The organism is Bacillus sp. IT-79MI2, assembly GCF_949768135.1.
GTDB classification, from domain to species: Bacteria; Bacillota; Bacilli; order Bacillales; family Bacillaceae_G; genus Bacillus_A; species Bacillus_A pseudomycoides.
In genome coordinates this window covers 1-22,168 of the sequence record NZ_CATKPV010000084.1, presented here as the reverse complement: position 1 = coordinate 22,168, position 22,168 = coordinate 1, and the positions used below count along the sequence as shown (strand labels likewise).

The 22,168-nt window shown below is 35.0% G+C and carries 25 protein-coding genes and 4 pseudogenes; 3 read left to right on the top strand and 26 right to left on the bottom strand.

The annotated features are described in order from the left end of the window. Positions 1–98 precede the first annotated feature (98 nt). The 6 genes and pseudogenes from ACM6HU_RS21145 to ACM6HU_RS21120 all read right to left on the bottom strand — a co-directional run bounded on the left by ACM6HU_RS21145 (position 99) and on the right by ACM6HU_RS21120 (position 5,094). A pseudogene (locus ACM6HU_RS21145) lies at positions 99–728 on the bottom strand (IS6 family transposase). 144 nt (positions 729–872) lie between these two features. Continuing rightward, on the bottom strand, positions 873–1,997 hold the full coding sequence (locus tag ACM6HU_RS21140) for an FAD-dependent monooxygenase (RefSeq protein WP_016114902.1): 1,125 nt from the start codon (positions 1,995–1,997) through the stop codon (positions 873–875). A gap of 137 nt (positions 1,998–2,134) precedes the next feature. Then, a pseudogene (locus tag ACM6HU_RS21135) lies at positions 2,135–2,559 on the bottom strand (DDE-type integrase/transposase/recombinase); the annotation flags it as partial. A gap of 117 nt (positions 2,560–2,676) precedes the next feature. Next, a complete protein-coding gene (locus tag ACM6HU_RS21130) occupies positions 2,677–3,879 on the bottom strand; it encodes an MFS transporter (RefSeq protein WP_212667639.1) in 1,203 nt (400 codons plus the stop codon). A 266-nt stretch (positions 3,880–4,145) separates the two neighbouring features. Continuing rightward, positions 4,146–4,613 carry a LysE family translocator gene (locus ACM6HU_RS21125; RefSeq protein WP_414848424.1) on the bottom strand — a complete coding sequence of 156 codons (468 nt, stop codon included), beginning with the start codon at positions 4,611–4,613 and terminating at the stop codon, positions 4,146–4,148. Continuing rightward, a complete protein-coding gene (locus ACM6HU_RS21120) occupies positions 4,603–5,094 on the bottom strand; it encodes an Lrp/AsnC family transcriptional regulator (protein WP_016131413.1) in 492 nt (163 codons plus the stop codon). The genes ACM6HU_RS21125 and ACM6HU_RS21120 overlap by 11 nt, the downstream gene beginning before the upstream one ends. Before the next feature lie 449 nt (positions 5,095–5,543). Here ACM6HU_RS21120 and ACM6HU_RS21115 point away from each other — a divergent pair, with 449 nt between their 5' ends. After that, complete coding sequence (locus ACM6HU_RS21115; RefSeq protein ID WP_016114898.1) at positions 5,544–5,984, top strand: YaiI/YqxD family protein; 441 nt, start codon at positions 5,544–5,546, stop codon at positions 5,982–5,984. Between the two features lie 212 nt (positions 5,985–6,196). On the opposite strand, the gene ACM6HU_RS21110 is transcribed toward ACM6HU_RS21115, so the two are convergent. The 9 genes and pseudogenes from ACM6HU_RS21110 to ACM6HU_RS21070 all read right to left on the bottom strand — a co-directional run. Then, positions 6,197–6,511, bottom strand: a complete 315-nt coding sequence (locus ACM6HU_RS21110; protein WP_016114897.1) for a DUF3892 domain-containing protein — start codon at positions 6,509–6,511, stop codon at positions 6,197–6,199. Between the two features lie 351 nt (positions 6,512–6,862). Further along, a pseudogene (locus ACM6HU_RS21105) lies at positions 6,863–7,306 on the bottom strand (helix-turn-helix domain-containing protein); the annotation flags it as partial. Between the two features lie 125 nt (positions 7,307–7,431). Further along, a complete protein-coding gene (locus ACM6HU_RS21100; protein ID WP_016114895.1) occupies positions 7,432–7,977 on the bottom strand; it encodes a hypothetical protein in 546 nt (181 codons plus the stop codon). 490 nt (positions 7,978–8,467) lie between these two features. After that, positions 8,468–9,217, bottom strand: coding sequence for an ABC transporter permease (locus ACM6HU_RS21095; protein WP_016114894.1), 750 nt, complete (start codon positions 9,215–9,217; stop codon positions 8,468–8,470). Continuing rightward, on the bottom strand, positions 9,218–9,979 hold the full coding sequence (locus tag ACM6HU_RS21090; protein WP_016114893.1) for an ABC transporter ATP-binding protein: 762 nt from the start codon (positions 9,977–9,979) through the stop codon (positions 9,218–9,220). A gap of 171 nt (positions 9,980–10,150) precedes the next feature. Further along, positions 10,151–10,492 carry a DUF1048 domain-containing protein gene (locus ACM6HU_RS21085; protein WP_016114892.1) on the bottom strand — a complete coding sequence of 114 codons (342 nt, stop codon included), beginning with the start codon at positions 10,490–10,492 and terminating at the stop codon, positions 10,151–10,153. Positions 10,493–10,563: 71 nt separating this feature from the next. Beyond that, positions 10,564–10,884, bottom strand: a complete 321-nt coding sequence (locus tag ACM6HU_RS21080) for a PadR family transcriptional regulator (protein WP_016131412.1) — start codon at positions 10,882–10,884, stop codon at positions 10,564–10,566. Between the two features lie 315 nt (positions 10,885–11,199). Further along, positions 11,200–11,418, bottom strand: coding sequence for a hypothetical protein (locus ACM6HU_RS21075; RefSeq protein ID WP_033671178.1), 219 nt, complete (start codon positions 11,416–11,418; stop codon positions 11,200–11,202). 558 nt (positions 11,419–11,976) lie between these two features. Beyond that, positions 11,977–12,414 (bottom strand): annotated as a pseudogene (locus ACM6HU_RS21070) (O-methyltransferase); the annotation flags it as partial. 14 nt (positions 12,415–12,428) lie between these two features. Between ACM6HU_RS21070 and ACM6HU_RS21065 the strand changes: the two are divergent. Then, on the top strand, positions 12,429–12,743 hold the full coding sequence (locus tag ACM6HU_RS21065; protein WP_016114889.1) for a hypothetical protein: 315 nt from the start codon (positions 12,429–12,431) through the stop codon (positions 12,741–12,743). A 108-nt stretch (positions 12,744–12,851) separates the two neighbouring features. Here the strand turns inward: ACM6HU_RS21065 and ACM6HU_RS21060 are convergent, their stop codons facing one another. The 6 genes from ACM6HU_RS21060 to ACM6HU_RS21035 all read right to left on the bottom strand — a co-directional run bounded on the left by ACM6HU_RS21060 (position 12,852) and on the right by ACM6HU_RS21035 (position 18,658). Continuing rightward, on the bottom strand, positions 12,852–13,511 hold the full coding sequence (locus ACM6HU_RS21060; protein ID WP_016114888.1) for a TetR/AcrR family transcriptional regulator: 660 nt from the start codon (positions 13,509–13,511) through the stop codon (positions 12,852–12,854). Positions 13,512–13,536: 25 nt separating this feature from the next. After that, on the bottom strand, positions 13,537–14,556 hold the full coding sequence (locus tag ACM6HU_RS21055) for an ABC transporter permease (protein ID WP_016114887.1): 1,020 nt from the start codon (positions 14,554–14,556) through the stop codon (positions 13,537–13,539). Next, a complete protein-coding gene (locus ACM6HU_RS21050) occupies positions 14,553–15,278 on the bottom strand; it encodes an ABC transporter ATP-binding protein (protein WP_016114886.1) in 726 nt (241 codons plus the stop codon). The genes ACM6HU_RS21055 and ACM6HU_RS21050 overlap by 4 nt, the downstream gene beginning before the upstream one ends. A gap of 203 nt (positions 15,279–15,481) precedes the next feature. Beyond that, a complete protein-coding gene (locus ACM6HU_RS21045) occupies positions 15,482–15,733 on the bottom strand; it encodes a hypothetical protein (protein WP_003197750.1) in 252 nt (83 codons plus the stop codon). Between the two features lie 304 nt (positions 15,734–16,037). After that, positions 16,038–16,889, bottom strand: coding sequence for a metallophosphoesterase (locus ACM6HU_RS21040; protein WP_016114885.1), 852 nt, complete (start codon positions 16,887–16,889; stop codon positions 16,038–16,040). 302 nt (positions 16,890–17,191) lie between these two features. Continuing rightward, positions 17,192–18,658: an aminoacyl-histidine dipeptidase gene (locus ACM6HU_RS21035; protein WP_016114884.1), complete on the bottom strand. Its 1,467-nt coding sequence runs from the start codon at positions 18,656–18,658 to the stop codon at positions 17,192–17,194. A gap of 304 nt (positions 18,659–18,962) precedes the next feature. Here ACM6HU_RS21035 and ACM6HU_RS21030 point away from each other — a divergent pair, with 304 nt between their 5' ends. Next, on the top strand, positions 18,963–19,253 hold the full coding sequence (locus tag ACM6HU_RS21030) for a GNAT family N-acetyltransferase (RefSeq protein WP_016114883.1): 291 nt from the start codon (positions 18,963–18,965) through the stop codon (positions 19,251–19,253). 14 nt (positions 19,254–19,267) lie between these two features. Here the strand turns inward: ACM6HU_RS21030 and spoIISB are convergent, their stop codons facing one another. From spoIISB to ACM6HU_RS21005, 5 genes are all read right to left on the bottom strand, one after another. Next, entirely contained in the window at positions 19,268–19,444 is a 177-nt protein-coding gene (spoIISB, locus tag ACM6HU_RS21025) for a stage II sporulation protein SB (RefSeq protein ID WP_016114882.1), read from the bottom strand. Between the two features lie 78 nt (positions 19,445–19,522). Next, positions 19,523–19,651: a hypothetical protein gene (locus ACM6HU_RS21020; RefSeq protein WP_033671175.1), complete on the bottom strand. Its 129-nt coding sequence runs from the start codon at positions 19,649–19,651 to the stop codon at positions 19,523–19,525. A gap of 123 nt (positions 19,652–19,774) precedes the next feature. Continuing rightward, the gene (locus tag ACM6HU_RS21015) at positions 19,775–20,515 is read right to left on the bottom strand and encodes a type II toxin-antitoxin system SpoIISA family toxin (RefSeq protein WP_077294858.1); all 741 of its coding nucleotides are present in this window, start codon (positions 20,513–20,515) and stop codon (positions 19,775–19,777) included. A gap of 197 nt (positions 20,516–20,712) precedes the next feature. Next, complete coding sequence (gene gpmA, locus ACM6HU_RS21010; protein WP_414848423.1) at positions 20,713–21,426, bottom strand: 2,3-diphosphoglycerate-dependent phosphoglycerate mutase; 714 nt, start codon at positions 21,424–21,426, stop codon at positions 20,713–20,715. A gap of 179 nt (positions 21,427–21,605) precedes the next feature. Beyond that, positions 21,606–22,082: a MarR family winged helix-turn-helix transcriptional regulator gene (locus tag ACM6HU_RS21005; protein ID WP_016114878.1), complete on the bottom strand. Its 477-nt coding sequence runs from the start codon at positions 22,080–22,082 to the stop codon at positions 21,606–21,608. Positions 22,083–22,168 lie beyond the last annotated feature (86 nt).

Sequence of the window (22,168 nt, the reverse complement as noted above, 5' to 3'; positions counted from 1 at the left end):
AAAGTTTTTCAACAGATTATCCCAACAAACGGTTGTTTATTTTATGCAATTGTTAATAATTTTTGTAATTCTTTGTACGTTGAAAAAACGCAGTTTGGTTACAAACTGCGTTTTCGTTTATGTATAGCATGAATGGTTTCGATTCCTTTTATCGTGCGTGAAGCATGGCGAAGATTTTAAAATCCTGAGGATCTAGCAAAACAACGTTTCACGTGTCTATGGTCTCGTTCGATAAAATTATTTAAATGTTTAGCTGTATAATGCACAGTGTTTTTATAAAGATCTTTCTCTTTTAACTTTTTTAATGCACAAAGTAAAGAAGGAGCCTTATCTGTCGTCAGAACCGTTGGTTCTCCGAAGGTTTGAACCAATCTTTTCATGAAAGCATATGCCGCTTGAGTATCTCGCTTTTGGCGAAGTTGAATATCAAGTGTATGGCCTTCTTTATCAATCGCGCGATATAGATAACACCACTTACCTTTAACTTTTATATAGGTTTCATCCATTTTCCAAGATAATTTTATGTTTTTGTTTTTCTTCTTTCAGATTTGATAGATCAGGTTTCCATATTCATGAACCCAGCGCATAATGATTGTAGGATGAACCGAAACCCCAAGTTCTCTCAAGAGTTCAGATACATCACGATAACTTAAAGAAAAACGACAATAGTAGCCAACGGCTACCAAAATAATATCTTTTTTGAATTGTTTTCCTTTAAAGTATTTCATTTGTCATGCTCCAGTTCATTTTTTCTAGAGTGTAACTTTGTTTCAAAAACTTTGCAACAGAATCGAAAAAGCCAATTCTCTGTACGTTTAAAAAATTGGCTTTTTTACAATATAAAGTTTGATTTGCTAATTTAATATCTTAGATTAGTAGGCTGTATTAAGAAAAGAATGACACGCTTTTATAATTTTTTCACTACCTTCTTCCCTAAGTAATTCTTTTCTTACAAGTTCTGAAGATAGCTTTCGAATTTTTTGAGCTCTACCATACCTTCTCTTAAAATAGGATTGAAATGCTATATAAAAGGAATCATGATTATTAATTTCTTCTGCTAATACCATAGCATCTTCTATTGCCATTGCAGCTCCTTGGGCTAAATTTGGTGCACTGGCATGAGCAGCATCTCCACCAATGACTACACGGTTGCTGTACCAGTTCTCTTCCAATACAACTTCTTCAACTAGATTAAAGATAATGGGAGAATCTTTAGAAAGCCCCTCTTTAATTAAAATTGATGCTCCTCTAAATTGATCTACAATGTTCATCACTCTTTCATAACGTGTCATTTTATCATCCCAGTAATCTATCTTTACCGGCTTTATGATAAAAGCATAACCTGCACTTTCAGACAAAGGTACAATACCAATTTTAGTGCTTCCATTATGAAGCATGAGCGTCTCATTAAAAGATTTACTCTTAGGAAATTCTATAGGGAATCTCCATGCTCCCATACCTAAAAATTGAGGATGAATTTTTCGCCCCAGCATTATATCTCTGACTTTAGAACGAATGCCATCAAACCCTATAAGAATATCGCAAATGAGAGTGCTTTTGTCTTCAAAAGTTACATTAACCCCATATTCATGTTCGGTATAAGACTTTAAAGTTTTATTCCATTCTATATTTACCCCTAAAGACTGAGCTTTTGAAACTAATATTCCGCTTAATTCGGAACGCCAAATTGCATTTCTACCTGGTAGGTTTTCATCCATAAATGTTTCATTAATTTCACTTATTACCATGCCATGTTCATCAAAAATTTTTAGGGAAGTGAGTTGAAATCCTTTATTTAAGCATTCTTCATATATACCTAATTCTTGGAGAACCTTAAATGAATTTTGAGGTTGCAGAATGCCTGCACCTTTAAGTAAATTACTACCTGAAGACTCACATACTGTAACAGATAGACCATTTTTTCTTAAAGCAATTGCAGCAGATAGTCCACCTATTCCACCGCCGATAATAAGAACTTTTTTGATCTGCTGTTTCATTATATACACCCTTTCATAAAAGATTACTAATTACTATATTATAGGTTTTTACCTCTGAATAATATGAATAGTGAAATTTTTTATCTGTTGCAAAGTTTCTTAAACAGATAAAAAATTGGGCTGATTACAGATGGATTTTATACAATTCTAAGTAATTGCTGTAATTCATTGTATGTTGAAAAAACGCAGTTTGGTTGCAAACTGCGTTTTCGTTTATGTATAGCATGAATGGTTTCGATTCCTTTTATGGTACGTGAGGCATGACGGAGGTTTTGAAATCCTGAGGATCTAGCAAAACAACGTTTCACGTGTCTATGGTCTTGTTCTATGAGATTATTCAAATGCTTGATTGTGCAATGAGTTGTTTATAAAAGCCTTGTTCCCTTAATTTGTTAAACGTACAAAGTAATGCTGGAGCTTTGTCTGTTGTTAGAACCGTTGGTTCTCCAAACTTTTTCACTAATCTTTTCATAAAGCCATATGCGGCCTGATGATCTCGCTTTTTACGCAGTTGAATACCTAATGTGTAACCCTCTTTATCAATTGCACGATATAGGTAACGTCATTCTCCTCGTCTCATTTTTCTAGAATATAGCTTAGTTTAAAAAACTTTGCAACAGAACCGAAATTCCCTTAAAAATACTTCTGAAAATTATGAAATCCAGATAGGTACGTTTGCTTATAGTTTACGTATAGGACTGGCAAGTGCAATAATTACTTCAATAAATTTTGTAGCTGATGCCAAAATAAAAATTGCAACCGGATTATACTCAGAAATCACGCCCCCTACTAATGCACCTAGAGGCATTGCCAGTCGTGTAAGCACGCGTGAAAATCCTAAAACTCTTCCTTGCATATCAATGGGTACAGTTTCCTGCCGTACAGATGCTACAATAATATTCCAAGCAATATTACATACCATAGCAATTCCAAATGCAATGCCTGGCGCTAGCCAAAATTTGCTCCATATTGCGTAGGTTAATCCAATTGCACCTATACCTAGCAAAGCAGGAATTAGAATCCCACGTCGAAATCGCTTTTCAAGTGGAACAACAATAATACTTCCTACAAGACCGCCTACTCCAATTAAGGTATAGTTAAATCCACTTTGTTCAGAAGTTAAATGTAATGTTGAAAGCAAATAATACATTAATGCTCCTAGTATAGCACTAGCACCAAAGTTGCCTACCATTGCTTGAAGAGATAAAGCGAGATTAAGACGGTCATTCATTAACCATTTAAAACCTTCCTTCATTTCTCTTCCTATTTTCTGAAATAGATTTCCCGATCCATCTACAGATTTAGTTTTTTTGAATTTTGGTAACATTAATACAGCAATTAAAGTAGCTATATAAGAGAGAACATTTATCCAGAGTGCATTAAAACCTCCTATAATAGCAATGATAATACCTGCTAAGGCAGGACCTACTAAGCTAGCAATTTGAAGAACCATCTGATAAGCGGAATTGGCCCTGGTTAACGATTGACCTGCAATATGTGGAATTACTGTAACTGTCGCTACATCAAATAACATAGATAGTACTGCTAAAATAAAAGAAACAACGTATAAATGCCAGAGTTGGAGTAATCCTAAGATATGGAGAACAGGAATTACTGTTACAAAGAAAACACATAATAGGTCCGCAATCCACATTAATTTTCGTCTATCCCAACGATCTACTATTACCCCTACTATCGGACCAAATAAAACAATAGGTAACACACTTATGGCAAAAAGTGAGCTCATAATTACTGCTGAACCAGTTAATTCATATGCAATCAAAGGAAGAGAAAAGGTATATAGGGAATCACCAATTCTTGAAATAAGTAAACCAAATACAAAAATTATGTAAGTACTTGGCAATTGTGTAATCGTTGACATAAGGTGGCCACTTGTTTTCTTTATTTTTATCATTGAGTAAAAATTACTCTCTTTTTTTAATGTCAATTCTATAAACCTCCATTATAATATGGTTGATTTTATTTCTCATTAATAAGTAGTAATTAGTACATCATAAAAAGACCGTAGGCTAAATAATAGTAAAATTAATCCAGATGTTTTGTTTATAATTATTAAAGAATATGCATTTATTCGATTCTTTAATAAGCTAACAACAATACTAAGAAATAACCACCATAGTATTAAACCTAAAAAACTCCTAATACTAATATCAATTTCTCCATTAAGTCAATATCTGAATTAGCTATTCCAAGTCCTGAAAAGAGAGCAATAAAAGACAAAATTGTTACAGGGTTAGTTAGTGTTAAAAAGAAAGTAGATGCATATGCCTTAATATTTTGTTCATTTTTACTTTTAGTAAGTGTATTTGAAGGTTTTGATTTATAAGTTTTAACACCGAAATAACCTAAAAAAATTCCGCCAATTAGTTGAAACCACAATTGTTGATTAATCAAATAATTAGTTATCACTGTTAAGCTTAGACCCGCAATTAAACTATATAAACCATCTGCTGTTGCAGCACCTAAGCCTGACATAAATCCAACTACTTTCCCATTCTCAAGCGTTCTACGAATACATAAAATTCCAATAGGTCCTACAGGGGCCGCAATACTAAAACCAATGATAAGACCTTTGAGTAAGAATTCACTTGCCATTTCCCCCCACCTCATCAATAAAAAACCTATCTTTTTGCAAAGGAATTTTAAACGTTTCTTTCATTGTATCCATCACTATTGTTGTTTTTGTTCGAAGTACCCCCTGCAGACTTTTAATCTCATAGCTAATCACTCTGTCTAAATCCTTGGTATTACGACAACGAATTTTCAATAAATAATCATCATCCCCCGCAATGTGATGGCATTCTTGTACCTCCTCTAAATTAGTAATAAGATGTAAGAATTCTTCTCTATATTTTGGTTTTTCTAATGAGACTGTTACAAAAGCTGTACATTCTGTTCCTACATTTTCTCCATCTATCTTAGCTCCAATCTCTTTAATTACTCCATTACTAATCAAACGATTGACACGGTCAGCCACTGCTGGTGAAGATAATCCAATGTGAGATGCCAATTCAGCCCAAGTGACTCTACCATTATTCATTATTGATTGTATAATCTTATAATCATAAGAATCCAAGTTAATCAACCTTTCTTTATAAGTTTTTAATCATTTTAATATTTATTTAACAAAGAAACAAGTGGGATTTTCTTTAATAATAAAAATATCATTCTTTTAGTATTGTGAGGAAATAATTTTAAAGAGGATAGCTATAATAAATGTGGGTTTAGTTTTACAGGGGTTATTAGTAACAGCTACTGCATTAAATACGATGAATTAATGGGTTCAACTAGAAATATCAGGCTGAACTCATTTTACTAAAGGGGAGCTTTAGTGAAACAAACCAATCTAAAATTACTTAACCATGAGAACACTTGAAATACAAGAAAAAGACGCTTTCTCTATAAAAGAATAGCGCCCTTTAATAGAATAACTTTTTTTAATGATTTTAAGTAAAGCATCTTCGTTTGACAAAAGCTAAATCTGCCATTATCATCAACTCGAACTTATTTATGGGAGTGATAAAGATGAAAATTTATGTTGATGCAGATGCTTGTCCGGTAAAAGATATTATTATCTCTGAAGGTACGAATGCTGAAATTCCTGTTCTCCTTGTTACTAGCTTTTCTCATTTTTCTAATGCGGAACAACCATCAGGGGTGGAAAAGATTTATGTTGATTCTGGAGCAGATGCTGCAGATTATCGGATTATGAAGTTAGCAGCAAAAGGAGATATAATCGTTACGCAAGATTATGGTCTTGCTTCGCTAGGTTTAGCAAAAGGATGTACGGTTCTTCACCATAATGGGTATAGCTATACAAATGAAAACATTGACCAATTGTTGCAAACACGTTATTTGAGTGCAATGGCTCGAAAAAGCGGAAAGCGTACAAAAGGGCCAAAACCATTCACATCAGAAGATAGGGAGAAATTTAGGGAGCTTTTTAAAAGAGCGATTTCACTTTAAAAATGAACCGTCCATTTTTAAGGGAAACCTAGAAAAATAATATTGTGACAAGTATTTCAGTTCTTTTTTAAGCCTTACACTACACTCACACGAATAAACATTATAATTATTTGATGTATCGTATTAATGGTACCATATTCTATCAAATGACTTAATATACAAGAAAAGAAGAGAATGTCCAAATTAACATTCTCTTCTTAAGGTTTACCCTTTTAAAAAGAAGGTAAGTTATCTAAGTTATTTTCTTTTATACCATCAGGTTCACTACGTATAATATCCCTGCCATACTTATGAAATACATCCACATGAGCTAACTTCCCTGATTTTGCTTCATCAAGAGCAGTAATATAATCTAGTTCTCTTCCACTACTTGTTTTAAAAGCAATAATATCATCCTCATCATTTTTACGAACTGCAACAATTTGTTCTACTCCTGAATCGACTTCCTCAACTACTTCCAATTGAACTTGGTCTTTCCCTTGTTGTAAGTATTCATTATAAACTTTTTGAAAGTCTTTTTTATCCATAAAACTCACCTCCAAAACATTTTATTATTATGTTCGGAAGCTATTAGTTTTATGTACTATGACCCTTAATAAAAAATGTATTATTTTCACAACTTTTCACACTTCCATTCCATAAATGCGAACCTAATTCAGCTTTTCAGCTCTTATTCAACATAGTGGCCCAATACATAAAGATCGAGCACAATTCTTGCTACAGAATTGCGCCCGTTTCTAGAATAGTCCTACACAAATTATATAATAGTCTCCTTTGTTGTATTTTGAATACTTTCCTTGTATCACAATTTTCAAAAAATATGAGAAGTACAAAGCACGCTTGTTAATTCATTCTGTCTTTTGTTAAAGAGCGTGAATTCAGTCAAGTTCTTGGTTTACGGTATGTCCACTATTGCAAGCACGGAATTGACTCGGTGAAAGTCCTGTATTTCTTTTAAATGCATTATAAAAGCTAGATACACTTTGATAGCCTGTTTGATAACCAATCTCCGTACTATTAAAGACCGTTGTCAAGAGAAGTTCCTTTGCTTTCTTAACTCTGATCCTTTCTAAATATATTCGAGGAGTATACCCTGTTCTTTCTTTGAAAATCCGATTTAAATGAAAACGACTAACTCCTACCCTTGATGCAATTTCATTTAAAGACATGTTTTAAACATAATTATTTTTTATCAATCGCATAGTATCTTCCAAAACGCATTCGAACGGGTCATATATTTTTATATTTAGATCTGGTCGGCATCTTTTGCATGGTCGATAGCCTGCACTTTGAGCTTCGTACGCATTTGTAAAAAAGGATACTTTATTGCTACTCAACAGTTCCTTAATCCGCCTTTCAGTTCAGATCTTCTTTTCACTATAAAAACGCCCATTTAGATAAACAAATCCAAAGGAGCAAAACATCGCAACTTTTTATAAAGTTAGTGTCAATTAATATTTAGAAAGTAATCAAAGTCACTTGTTATCTGTACCACATACTCCATTTGTCCTGTATGTTCGTTGGTGCTTTGTTCTATTTTCATACTTCCATCTTTGTTGAAATAACTGTGTAACGGGTTATTTCCTCCATCGTTTGTCGTGTAATAAAATCCTTCTGGTTTTTCCACCTTTTTTAAGTCATCTTGAAAGTAGATTTCAGGTTCAACGCCTTTTTTATCACTTTTAGGGTATTTAAATAAACCAGCTTTTTTATAATACGACAATATTTCTGCTTTACTTAGTTTAGTAGATAGGCGAACAGATGCAATAACACCCCAATATCCACCATTTCCCCATACAAGGGATTTTCCATTAACTTGTTCCTTTTCCATGACTTTGGTTTGTGGAGGAAGGGGATATTTAAATAGTTGTTCAGCAAAGTTATTAGAAATTCTGTCTTTATTCGTCCAATATGAAAATCCTGCAATCAATATTATTACTACTAAAATGATTATCCCCATCTTACTAGATATCGTTCTTCTTAATATATTCAACTTTAAGAGACCTCTCCCAAGAAATTATTGATAGTAAAATTTTAACATAAAAATCCGTTTATCCTTAAAAAAACACTCCTTTTCTCATTTTATCAAAAGTCAAGAAAATAATTATGAAACACTATAATTAAACGATGTATTATAATGTCACACATTATATAGGGTTAAAAGGAAAGGATAGATGAACAGGAGAGAGTACCTGTATACATCTATCCTTTTGTACAACATATGACCTCATTTACCACAACAACAATATATTATTGTTGTTCAACTAACGCTCCCGTTACTTTAAGTACACAATAATTCTCAAGCTATACTTTTACATGATTAGAATTTATATCTTACCTAATCAGGATCCAACGCAACCAGATGATGTTGCCAACAATCTGACATCTCAGTTCCAATTTCGTGATTATTTATACAAACGCTATTGTTACCGTCCAATCCGTCATTACCACCTATTGATATGGCTAATCCCATAATGGTGTACTTACCCTAACTGGCGTTTAAATGCTTTATTGGCGAAGAAGTAAGCAATGATCATGATGCCGACGCACCAGGCAAGCGCGATCCAGATACCGTTGCCAACAGACCCTTCATACAAGAGGGCACGAATCGCATTCACGATTGAAGTCACGGGCTGGTTCTCAGCGAACGCACGGACAATTTTAGGCATGGTTTCAGTGGGGACAAAGGCCGAACTGATAAACGGCAGGAAAATCAGCGGGTACGAGTAGGCTGTCGCCCCTTCCATAGACTTCGCTGTCAAGCCGGGAATGACCGCCAGCCATGTCAGCGCTAGCGTAAACAGCCCGAGTATCCCAGCTACTGCGAGCCAATCGAGGATATCAGCGCTGGAACGGAAGCCCATCAAGAGGGCAACGAGAATAACCACCACGATAGTAAGCACATTGGAAACAAGCGAGGTCAACACGTGAGCCCACAATACCGACGAGCGCTTGATGGGCATGGTAATGAAACGCGCCATTAGCCCACTCTTTACATCCGTAAACAGCCGCAGTGAAGTGTAAGCGACACCGGATGCGATAGCCATCAGCAAGATTCCCGGCAATAAATAATTGACGTAGTTGTCCGTGCCTGTCTCTATGGCGCCGCCAAATACGTAGACAAACAGCAGCAGCATCATAATCGGCGTAATCGCTACCGTGATAATCGTATCCGGGCTGCGCATGATGTTGCGCATTAAACGCCCTAGTAATACCCCTGTTTTGCTTTTCATTTACATCTCCTCCCTTTTGCCGATGATCGCGAGGAAAATTCCCTCCAATGTCGGCTGCTTCTCGATGTACTCCACTTTCGCTGGCGGGAACATCTCTTTGAGTTCGGTAAGGGTACCGGTCGTGATGATTTTTCCGCCATGCAGGATAGCGATACGGTCCGCCAGTTGTTCGGCTTCCTCCAGGTACTGGGTCGTCAGCAAGATGGTCGTGCCGCCGCTGGCAAGCTCCTTGACGGTATCCCAGACTTCAATCCGTGCTTCGGGATCAAGCCCTGTCGTCGGTTCGTCGAGAAAAATGACTGCTGGCGTCCCGATCAAGCTCATGGCGATGTCAAGCCGGCGCTTCATCCCGCCTGAATACTGGTCTGCTCGGCGGTTGGCCGCATCGGTCAGGCTGAATCTTGCAAGCAGATTGTCGGCGACTTGAGCGGGATTGGAAACTCCCCGCAACTTGGCGATCATCATCAGGTTTTCCCGCCCGGTGAGCATGCCGTCTAAAGCTGCGAACTGCCCTGTCAGGCTGATGTTCTGGCGAACATGATCCGGTTGACGCTGGACGTCAAAGCCGCAAATACCTACTTCGCCGTCATCGAGCTTCATCAGCGTCGAGAGGATGTTGACCGTCGTCGTCTTGCCCGCTCCATTTGAGCCCAGCAGTGCGAAAATTTCGCCACGCCGCACCTCAAAATCCACCCCCTTTAAGACTTCCTTGTCTTTAAAGGATTTTTTTAACTCTTTTACAGAAATCACTGCATTGCTCATACTTTTTTCCTCCTTATAAAAAGCGCTTTGCGGAGCTAGATTGCCTATACTCTTCTATTTAGTCTGACTGATAATCCGTATAACTTAGTACCAGGTTGAAAATATAACTGAATAGCGAAGGTGGCAATTCACATTTGTAACCAGCTATTCAGTCGGTATTATCTATTGAATTTACTTTTTTCCCAATCGCTTCATGATACTCTGATTCAAATCTTCACGATACTTAGCGACATAGGTTTTAGCGTTTGCCACTAGTTCGTCGGCAAAGGACGCCACGTCGTCCCCAGTGATTTCCAGCACTTTTCTACCTTCCGCTGCACCGGCTTCGAACAACTCGATTAATTCATACTGAATGTGCAGCATATCCATCCCGTTGCCCGCTGAGAAATTCCACATGTAGTTTTGAATTTTCTTAAATACAAACTGGTAGTCCTCTGGCAGGGCTCCAACCCGTGCCATCATCATTTTGTACTCTTTTTTATCACCAATCATTTTTTTGAACATTTCCATCATGTTATTTTTCCTCCTTTTTTATAAAGCTGAACAAGACACTCCAAAAATATCGGACGGAATATCTTATGCAGCTAGATTGACTTCAAGACGTTGATTTTTGATGATACAAAATCCCATTTTTTCCAAAACAATTCAAGTTCCTGGCGGCCAGCCTCATTAAGTGAGTAAAACTTGCGGGGCGGCCCCATATCTGACGGTTTCTTTTCTATATTCACAAGTTTTTTCTTTTCTAATCGCACGAGGATGGTATAGACCGTCCCTTCCACGACTTCAGTAAACCCAAGCTCGTTCAGACGGCGGGTAATCTCGTAGCCATAGGTTTCATGGCGGCTGATGATTTCCAGCACACAGCCTTCCAGCGAACCCTTCAGCATTTCAGTTAAATTTTCCATGTTCAGATCCTCCTCTACCCCCTCTATTTTGTCTGACTTATATTCAGTATAACAGAGTACTAAGGGAAATTTTTACTGAATAGCTTTTGGGAAAACATGCTATTCAGTATTGCTTATTACATGTATATTGTAACACCGAGTAGAAGGTGTCAACTATTTTTCTTAAAAATATTTTTGTAACCTCACTATTCAGTGGTGTCAGTATCCAGTACGACTTACTACAGGTGTATCGTAACACGTAGTAGATAGACTGTCAACTGGATTTTCTAAATATTTTTAAAACCAGCTATCCCCATTGGATACAGCCGATTTTCTTTATGGAGCTTTTACTTCCTCCAATGCTTCTTTCACAATGATTACACCGTGGATCATTCCCATCCAGCAGCTGTACATGTAGGTTCCCGGTTTCTCTGATGTGAAAACGATGAGGTTTTCTTCTACTTCCAGTGACTTCTCAATCCCATACTCATTTATAAAGAGACGGTTGTTGCAGCCATTCAACTCTTCGGGAGTCGCCTGCACGTTCCACACCATCGTGTGCCCACTTCGAGCACAATGGTCTCGTATGCGAACGGTTCCAAATGAGTCGTCACATGCTGGGCGTCGTAAATAAAGCGATTCCAGAAAGCCCCAGACCGCGGTTGAACATGCTTACCCCCAAGATGATCACTAGCATAGCTCCGACAGCCAAGACCTTATCGGTAAACTTCTTCTTGCCAATTATTAGGCACTCAGCGCTTTAAAAAACTAATGGGGCAACTTATACTAATCCCAGATTAATTAAAATAATTTAATACTTATTAAACATAAAGATTGAAACAACTAAAAAAGCATGACGTTTCTCTGTCACGCTTTTATTATTTATTACAGCAAAATTAGATTAACATACATATTTCTAGTAAAGGCTACTTCTGTACTTCAACTATACACTTATAAATTATTTTATTTGTGTATGAATTTAGTAACAACTCCAACACGTTTTGTGAAATACTGGTATCCTTTTTTAATAAGATTGCATTTCTTACAAAATTTTCTGACGTTGTCAATTCATTCCTACAGTCCTCTAAAATAAAATATTTCTACTTGATACAATTACAGTACTACACTTATACTAAATCCATCATACCCCTTACTTCCTACAGTTTGTATTGCCGTTGAGGATAAATTGGACTCAGATGCAAGAATATCAAAGAAATGACGAACCCCCTGAACATTGACGTCTTTACTAGATGCATTGACTATCTCTCCTTTTCGCACTATATTATCCCCTATAATTACAGTACCTTTCCGAGACAATTTAAGGGCCCACTTTAAATATTCCGAATTATTTTGTTTGTCTGCATCAATAAAAATTAAATCAAATGGATTAATTCCCTCATCATATAATTTCGGCAGTGTTTCAAGAGCAGATCCAATTCTTACTTCTACTATATTAGATAGTTCAGCTCTCGCTATATTCACTTTTGCAACTTCTGCATGGTGCACTTCTGATTCAAGAGTAATTAGATGACCATCTGCTGGTAAAGCACGATGATTTATTATTCATGGGGGAAGCAGCTTCAACCGATTACCATTTATCTTTTATCGGTACCTTTTTAAATAAAGCATCTATATTTAATCGCTTTTTTTCTTTAGAACAACTAGCCATTTTAAATATTCACTTTGAAAGTATCAAGCATGCTAAGACTAGCGCTGATAGAGAATTTTGGATAGAAAAAGCTGAGAGCTATATCCGAGAAGAGAATTTGTTCCTATTTTTATACCATCCTATTAAAAATCGTACATTTCATCCGATGATTAAAGATATTCAATTTGAATCGTTCGGCTATGTAGATTTTAGGAAACTATGGATTAAGTAGCAGTGGTGTAAACGGTGCATTTATTAAATCTCAAAAAAGAAAGTCTGTTTGGATAGTCAATGTTTGCAAAATGTTTGCAAATACGAAAATAAAAACCCACAAACGTTGTTATAGCAACGTTTGTGGTGTTAATCCATACAATATAAATTGAATCGTATTTTCAATTTCCACTTCATCATCCCATTTTTCTTCAGGTAATAATAAAAATCGAGTTAAAATTAACCCCATTATAGCTGATAAAGTAAGGCGTATAACTGAAGGTGTAGGCATTTCAATAATTTGTCCTTGTTCTTGAAAATGTACAATTAATTTTTTAAAGCGGGAAAAAAGTTCTTTTTCCACTAATTGTTGTATTTCATTTTTTAATTCTGGTTGAAACGGGACTTCTTGCATTAAAATTTTTAGCATTGGAAAATGTTTTTTAGCAAATTCAAATCGATTTCGAATCGCCACTCTTAAAAACTCTTCATACGATTTGTACGTATTTTCAAGTACTTCTTTTGCAAAAGCCTGTACGAAAAATGGAGCAGCAAACTTTGTTAATGTTGGCATGACAACCGCTAATAGTAAATCTTTTTTTGTTTTATAGTAGCGGAAGATTGTTCCCTCCGCTACACCAGCACGCTTTGCAATTTCACTCGTTGAAGTTGATGCATATCCTTTTTCTCCAAACATATCAACCGCCGCTTCTAATATACGCATTTGACGTTCATTACGTTTATCTGTGTCTGTAGCAGCAATTAATTCTTCCAGCCAATCTTTCTTCATTCGTAAAGCTCCTTTTTTATAAACATTATATTTTGCGATGTTTCTTCAAAGCAAATACATTCCCTACTGCAAATAATAACGCAAAAAGAAGTAACACACCAAGATCTCCCGCAATTTCAGCAAATCCTTGATTACGAATCATCACTTGTCTCATTGCATCAGCACCATATGTGAGCGGAAATAACTTACCTAGCATTTGCAGCCACTTATTCATTGATTCCATTGGAAACAAACCTGAAAAGAAAATTTGCGGTACAATAACCAGTGGGATAAACTGAATCATTTGAAATTCATTATTGGCATATGCCGATAAAAAAGTTCCTAGTGTTAATGCTGTTAATGAAAGCATACATGTAATCAGTAGTGTAAGCCATGGAGATCCAGCTACATATAAATCAAGAACATAAACAGAGAAACTTACAATGATAACAGATTGTAAAAACGCAAAAATACCAAATCCAAGTATATAACCGACAACAATTTCCCATCTTCGCACTGGAGTAGATAAAAGCCTTTCTAACGTTCCACTTAACCGCTCACGCACAAAAGATACACCGGATAAAATAAAGACAAAGAAAAATGTAAAGAAACCAATTAATACAGGTCCAAGACCATCAAACATTGTAAAGTCTGCGGAACCATGTAAAAAATCAATTTTTGGTTTCATACCAGGCATTTCATTTTTTTCTGTACCCTTTTGTAATAGTCGCAGCACGGCGCTATTTTTTGAAGAATCGCTACCTTCCAGCAATACATTCACTTTTCCATGTTCTAAAGTTATAATGGCATCTATTTGTTGCTTTTCTAACTTAGACTGTGCGTTTTCTTTACTATACTCATAGATGGTAGCATCTTGCTTTTTCATTGATTCCACTATAGATGCTGGAACATCTACTAATGCAATATGCGGAGTATAGTCCTTTTGAGTAAACACTAACGATAATAACCAAAGGAGTAACATCGGAGCTCCAAACATCATTGCCAATGATCGTTTATCTCGAAAAAACTGGCGAATAATACGGATAACTACACCACCAATTCTCATGATTCAACCACCCCTTCCAATAAAAACACATCTTCAATCCGTCCTGATGAAGTTCGGTCTTTTAAGTCCTTTGGTGTTCCCGTTGCAATTAACTTACCATCTCTAATTAATCCAAGACGTTCACAAAATTCAGCTTCATCCATAATATGTGTTGTCACAATAATCGTTGTTCCTTGTTTCTTGAGCTCATAAAAATTCTCCCAAATAGATTTACGTAAAACTGGATCAATCCCAACCGTTGGTTCATCTAAAATTAATAACTTGGGCTCATGTAGAAGTGCTATAGCAAGTGATAACCGTTTCTTCATTCCACCTGAAAAATGTTGCACTTGCTTTTTTGCATGTTGGGATAATTGTACCAATGTAAATACCTCTTCTATTCTCTCTTTCTTGCGCTTCCCTTTTAATCCATACATTGTTGCAATAAAGTCTGCATTTTCATAAGCTGATAATTCTTCATACAGCGCATCCGCTTGCGCCATATACCCTATTTGTTTCATGCCATTTAAGTTAGGCATTTGTACCCCTAATGCTATTACATCCCCTATTGTTGATTCACTAATGCCAGCAACCATTTTAATAAGCGTCGTTTTACCAGACCCGGATGGACCTACTAAACCAAAAATCTCTGTCTCTGCTACAGATAGTGAAATATTGTGCAGTACTTCTTTTTTTCCAAAACACTTTGATACATCTTGTAAAATGACTGAAGGTTGTTGCAATAAGATCTCCTCCTTCTCGAAATGAGTGAGTACTCACTTTTATTTTACTCTTAGATTATTATATGTCAAATTATATTTATGAGTATTATCTTTTCAATCTTTCTAACAACTAATACATTGTCTATAGAAAAATGAAACAGAGTCGACAATAGAATTCATTTCTCACTGTCGACTCTGTTTCATTTTAAATCATTATTTATAGGCTACGTTTCTAAATTTAAATACTTTCTAATTCTAGCAAGATCTAAAGAATACTCAATTACTAACTGCTGGATAGGCAAAATAACTTTTTCAGGATACAAATGTGCATATTTTAATGTTTCTGTATATTTTTCTAACCTTTTTTCTAAATACTTTACAATTTGCTCAGGATGATTCACCAATAAACATTGACTATAATAATGAATTTGTTCTTCAATTGCAGTATATTCCTCAATTTCAAATTCTTTATGCATGTGTACACTCCTTTATAATTAGTTTTTTATATGCACAAGCCATAAGCATTCTAATTTGAACAAAAACTGATTATTTTAATTATTTACACTATAACAAAGAAAGAACGTCAAAATTTGTTAGTTTATGTAGCGTAGTACAAATTTAACAAAATTGTAATGGATACTTGTACTTTTTAGAAAACACCAATCTTTCATCATACATACTTTCTGTTGCTTACATTTGTTATCTTATTTTCTATTAAAAGAGTTATAGTGAATGAGCCACCGTAACATCACTCAAAGCTAATAAAAAAAGTCGTACAAATTAATCCAGCTGTACGACTACAATTTCTGGTCTATTAAAAATCCTTTGAGGAATGATGCTATTCCCTAACCCTCTGCTTACTATCATGGAAGTACCTTGTTCCTTATATGAACCTGCTGTGTATTTGGGTAATATGCCTTGATTAGGTGCAACTAAGCCTCCAATAAAAGGCAGTCTTACTTGTCCTCCATGGGCATGCCCTGTTAAAACTAAATCAATTTGTTGCTCAGCGTATACTTGTAAAAGTTCAGGTCTATGTGAAAGTAGTACTTTATATTCATCCTGATCTACCGCATTTTTCGCTTTAACGATTTCATTTTTCACTGTAGACATCTCTTCATTTTCATCGTTATTTTTCGCGGTAAATGCCGGATCATCTATGCCGAGAAGGCAAATTTCCTGCCCCTCTTTTTGAATACGTTCATGTTCATTTCTCAAAACTGTCACATTATATCTTTTCAACTCTTTTTCTAAACTATCATACCGCCCTGACCATAATTCATGATTTCCTGTAACAAAATAAACGGGATAGTGTTTTACAAGCTCTTTCACTACCTTTAAACTCGCCTCTGCATCATACCTCTTACTATCGATTAGATCTCCTGTAATGGCGATAATATCAGGGTTCAAGCTTTTCACTTTTTCAATTAAAACTTCTTGGTTTTCTCCAAATTTTTTACTATGTAAATCCGACAACTGTACAATTTTAAACCCCTTGAAATTAGAAGGTATCTTACTAGATGTTATTGATATTTCACTTACACTTATTAAATTATTTTGTAAGTATGAGAATGCACTGACTCCTATCGCTATTGCACTTATAATAAATAACCGTTTATATCTTTTTTTCATATCTTCTCCCTTATAAAAATTCTATTAAATATATTTTTAGCAATTCTTTTTAATCATATCATTAACATTTTATCAAACAGTCTATTTCTACAAAATAGATAGTATTTTATTTTTATAATGTTTTATTTTCCCTTTTAATACAGTATGTGAAATTATATTTTTTTTGCAGTGTTCCTTGCTCCTTAACTAACATTACAGATAGCAACTTCATTATATCTATATAATAATTTCTTTATTTTATCTATATCAATGCCGTAAAAAACTGCCTAAGGGGGACATTAGGCAGTTTAATTCATTTATATTTATGCTAGTGATTTCGTTTCTCTCATTACTTCAATGAAGTATCCCCAGTTATTTATAACTGATGAAATACTAATATGTTCATCTGGCGTATGAACATTGAAAATATCTGGTCCGAATGAGATGGCATCCAATTCAGGCATTTTTTGAACAAATACACTACATTCGATACCAGCGTGTACTGCAAAGATTTCAGCATCTTTGTTATATTTTTCTTTATGCACTTTTTCAAACAAATCACGAATTGGTGAATTCGGGTTGTACGGCCATTCTGGATACTCAGATTCCTTTTCAAATTGTGCTCCAACTAATTCTGCAATATGCTTAATTTCATTCGTAATATGCTGTTTTAAACTACTTACAGAACTTCTCACTTCGTTTCGCAATTTAATTTCATTATGTAATGTTTCAATAACACCTAAATTTGTTGAGCTTTCTACAAGGCCTTTAATATCCATGCTCATGCTTTGAATGCCGTTTGGAATCAAGAATAAAGAAGAAATAAGTTGTTTCTGTGTTTCTGTTGCAAATACTTTTTCTACTTTTTCTTCTAATTTTGTAAGAGAAACATGTACATCAGGATCTACAGCACGTAGCTCGTCTTGGAAAATACGTGTCCATTCTGCTACTTTCTCTTCTACCTTTTGCACGTCGTTTACAGATAATAAAATTGTTGCTACGCTTTCACGCGGAATTGCATTTGTTTTTAACCCACCATGAATTCCACTCATGTTAAATGAAATTTCATTCGATAAATCATGGAGAACGCGTCCTAAAACTTTATTGGCATTTCCTCTTTGTTTATCAATCTCCATACCAGAGTGGCCACCTTTTAAGCCTCCAACATATAAACGGTATGCTTCTAGTTCAGCAGGTACTTCTTCCCAAACAACAGGAATCGTTTCAACTGCCTTTGCTCCGCCTGCACTGCTCACTAGTAATTTATGATCTTCTTCAGAGTCGATATTAATAAATATTTTCCCATCAAAGTGCTTCGCATCAACCGCAAAGGCTCCACCCATTGTTGTCTCTTCTTCTGTTGTAATCACAACCTCAAGAGCTGGATGTGGAATATCAGTTGAATCTAATAGTGCTAATGCATATGCAACCGCAATACCATTATCAGCACCTAAAGTCGTTTGATTTGCATACAGCATGTCCCCAACGATTCGTAATTGAATTGGATCCTTTTTAAAATCATGAACGGTTGCTTGGTTCTTCTCGCAAACCATGTCCATATGGCCCTGAATAATAATTGCAGGAACATTTTCATAACCATCCGTTGCTGTCTTTTTAATGACTACATTTAATGCTTCATCTTGTACAACATCTAAATTACGATCTTTTGCAAATTCAACTAAATAATCACTAATTTCTTTTTCATTTCCAGATCCTCTTGGAATCTTTGAAATTTCTGCAAAATGATAAAATACAGGGTGCTTTGTTAATTGTTCTAAATTAGAATACATTTTGAAGCTCCTCTCTTAAATAAAACTGATTAGATAAATCTTTGAATTTCAAATTATTCTTTTCTTTACCATTATACCATGCTTCATCATTTTACTTTTTATTAAAGATGTAGATCTATCACTTCTATTTATCAAAAACTATCCCATATCCATTTCACAGAATATTAGTATGATTTTATACTACATTTAAAAAATTAAGGAGAATGCATATGTATTTTACAGAAACCTTCCTTGTCCTGAACATATTTTCGATTTATACGATTCCGTCGGTTGGAATGATTATTTAAAGCTTTTAAAAGAGCAAATGCATAATACCCTCACTCAAAGTACTTTTATTATAAGCGCTTATGACAACGGTCAATTAATTGCAACAGGGCGTATCATTTCAGATGGGGTAATTAACGCTTATCTATGTGGATTGGTCGTTCATCCATCATTTCAAAATCGAGGGATTGGAAAGGAAATCGTTCAAAAATTAATAGTGAAATGTCAAAAACAGAACCTACACCTACGATTACTTTGTACAAAGGAAAATATCCCATTCTATGAGAAATTAAATTTTGAGGAGTTTGGGGTGGGAATGAAGAAGAAATAAAAAAGAAAATGCTTCTATGCATTTTCTTTCAATTTTTTCCCTTGCATATATTTTGATGCATCACCATTCATAAGCTTTTCTAGTCTATTAATATTTTCCGTTAATGCACCTTTTACAAGAGAGAAATCTGTATTTGATGCTTCTTTTTCTTTCTTAAAAAAAGCAAGTTTTTGTTGTTTCATTTCTTGCATTTTCTCCTCCCCCTTTTGTAAAAAAGATACAATCTTTGTCTATCTTTATTATATATGAAATATGGACAGGTTGCACTTCTATCCTTTTCTTTTTAATTCTTCTTCTAACTCTTCTACTTGCTGCATTGTATCTCCTTTTATTAAAGAAAAATCTGTTGTATCCTCAGTCTCTTCTTTAAAAAATTCATTACTATATTCTTTTTCCACTACAATCACCTCTACCTGCTAGTGTAGGGATGATTGTCCAATTTTATTCATTTTTTGTCCGATTTCCTCAGAATTTGTTCTAAATTATGTATAGGAGAAAAGGACAGAATTGATATTCTGTCCTTACTTATTAAAATAACTATGATGAATCGTTAAATTATATACATTTTCAAAGTCACGATCTTGAAGATTGTTCTTTTGACCATCAATAACAATGCAAACATCTTTTACGATTTTCGCTGGTATGATGCCGACATTTTCAACTTGCACCGCCTTTTGTTCATTTAACTGCTCTATATACTCTAAAGGTACTGTAATACTAAATTGAGAGCGGATGCCACGGAAATTTGTATTTAATTCATCTTCTGTCACAAATACCACAATCTTCGCCCCATTTTTTTCTGCATACGTATCAAGAAATACATTTAAACTTTGTGCATATTCTGTTTCAGTTTGCCACTCCATCGTACCAAATGCTGCTGGGTTTACATTTTGAATAATTGTTGTGTAGATCTCACCTCGTGCTTTCGAAGCAATTAATGATCGTTTAATAGATTGAACGGTCTTTCCGATATCACTAAATTTTGCACCCCATATTTCAGAAATGTTTGGAGTTAAAATAAATGCAATATCAACAAATACCACCATTGCAACGAACATCAAAATATTTTTCCAGAGGGTTAAATCAATACCTTTCATCATGAAATAAATTGTGACTGATGTAATAAACACACCATACCATGTTTTTCGAATAAATTGCTTTTTCTCTTCGTACAATTCTTCATTTCTCCAGTAAAAGAAAATAAGAAATAAAAAGACTAGTACGAGAAAAAACAAACCAATTCGAATGTTAGAGACTGTCAATCACATCACCCTCCATTCAAAAACTTCTCACGATATCATTACATGCTCAACTTTCTCTCATTATGACAAAAGACATGGACAACCTTCTAAAGTTAGCTGCATTGCATATACATGAGAAGGAAGCCACATCTTTTATAATGAATCTACATTTTATATGTAGACAAGCATACATTTCAAATTTTCACAAATATTTTTTATCAGGATATATGTTTCGGAATCACACCTTCCGGAACTTCACCATCCATACTTAAATAGTAATGACGAATTGGGCGTAAATTTTCATCTAGTTCATATACGAGTGGTATACTCGTCGGAATATTTAATGATACAACACCATCATCCGATAGATTATCTAAATATTTTACAAGAGAGCGAATCGTATTTCCATGCGATGAGATAATTACCTTTTGTCCAGATTGTAACATCGGTGCAATTTCATTATGCCAAAAGTCCAATACTCTTTGTTCCGTATCCTCTAAGCACTCAGTAAGTGGAAACTCCCCTTTTTTCAACAACTTATATCTTGGATCATCTTCAGTAAGTGCTGGCGGTCTTACATCAGTACTTCTTCTCCATATATGAACTTGCTCATCACCATATTTCTTTGCTGTCTCATCCTTATTTAATCCTTGCAATGCTCCATAATGTCTTTCATTTAACTTCCATGATTTATGTACAGGAACCCATGCAAGATCCATTTCATGTAGAATAATCCACAACGTTCGAATTGCCCGTTTTAAAACAGACGTATACGCAAAATCAAACGTATATCCATTGTTTTTTAAAATTGCACCTGCTTCTCTTGCTTCATTTAATCCATTTTTTGATAAGTCTACATCTGTCCATCCTGTAAATCTGTTTTCAAGATTCCATAAACTTTGTCCGTGACGAATGAGTACAAGTTTTATCATAATAATCCCCTTCCGGAAATGAAAATTTAAATTTTGCAATGCGTACACGTAATAAAGTATCTGGTAATGTTAATTTTTTATCCATTTATTCTATGATTTATCCATAGTTGCCAAAATACATGGATAAAATCGGTTCTTTTTCAAACTCTAAAAACAGACGAATGATTTATTTACTCATTTTAATCAACTGGTTCTTCACGCTTAGATAACCATGCATCAAAACCTAAACGGCTATTTGCTAGTTCGGTCATCACTTGATGCCAGTTTTCTTCACATGTTTCACCAAATGTTGAAAAAATACTTCCCATTTGTTTTCTTTGCACATCGCTTAACTTTCTCTCTAGTTCTGCTCCTTCTTTTGTTAGGACAAGCTGTTTCACACGACGATCGTGTTCTGCTTCATTGCTTTCAATAAGCCCTTTTTCAAGAAGCTGACGGAGTGGTCCGTGAAGAGCTTGTTTACTTATTTCTAACAGAGATAACAATTCATTTATACTAAGCCCTGGAAAACGAGCAATAAAAAATAAGATTCGATGATGCACTCGCTGTATACCATACTCTTTTATAATTTCATCTGGTTTTTCTGTAAATGTTTTATATGCAAAATAAAACAATGCAAGTGCTTGGTTCATTTGTTCTTCTTTATGTTGTGTCATCTACTTTCCCCCTATATGTAAATTATACCACAATTTATATATAGAATATGAAATCAACCGCTTTGACTTAATAAAGGAGACCTTAC